At 47.0% G+C, this 657-nt stretch carries 1 protein-coding gene; it reads right to left on the reverse strand.

Annotated elements, in window-relative coordinates; all coding sequences use genetic code 11:
• Positions 1–179: 179 nt before the first annotated feature.
• Positions 180–657: adenosylcobinamide-GDP ribazoletransferase (locus A3735_RS06975; RefSeq protein ID WP_197485727.1), on the reverse strand; the 478-nt coding region annotated here is incomplete at its 5' end.

Raw genomic sequence — 657 nt, forward strand, 5'->3', positions numbered from 1 at the left:
TGCAATGATGCCTTTAAGCCGTTTGCCGGACCCGCTATTTAACTTGTGCTCAAGGTCGGTGGCGAGATTGCCAAAGCCAACGAGAGGATGAAAGTGCTTGGCTTCGCCAAAGACCTTATCGAGGAACAAGGCCAATAAGAGGCAAATTGAAAAGTACATGTGTTATTTCCTTGTTATATTTATTGGCAGGCAACGAGAACTAGCAGGGTGATGCATTCGAGTATCTCGATCATGGCGCCGGCTGTATCACCTGTGCACCCTTTAAGCCGCTTCATCATGCGAGAGCGCAAGTAGTAGAAACTTAAGCAGCTTACGAATAGCAGGGGGATGATGACTGCCCAGCCTAGAAAGTAGCAGGAAGCGAGCATGAGGATGATAGAACCAAGCCAAACTTGGTGATCTTGCTTGTGCTCGGCAATTGCACTTCCTAAACCGCTTTTTCGTGCATAGGGTGTGGTAACAAATAGCAGGCTGGCGCTGATGCGAGCAAATACCAGGGGCCAGATAAGCAGCCAAATATCCTGATTGATGATTAGCTCAATAGTTAAGAGCTTCAAAAGCAATAATAAAACANTCGCTGCAATAGCAATTGGGCCAGATGTTGGATNTTTCAGAAGTCGCAGAGTTCTTTCTTTTGAGCCAAGCCCACCATCCAGG

This window comes from Oleiphilus sp. HI0061 (assembly GCF_001635675.1).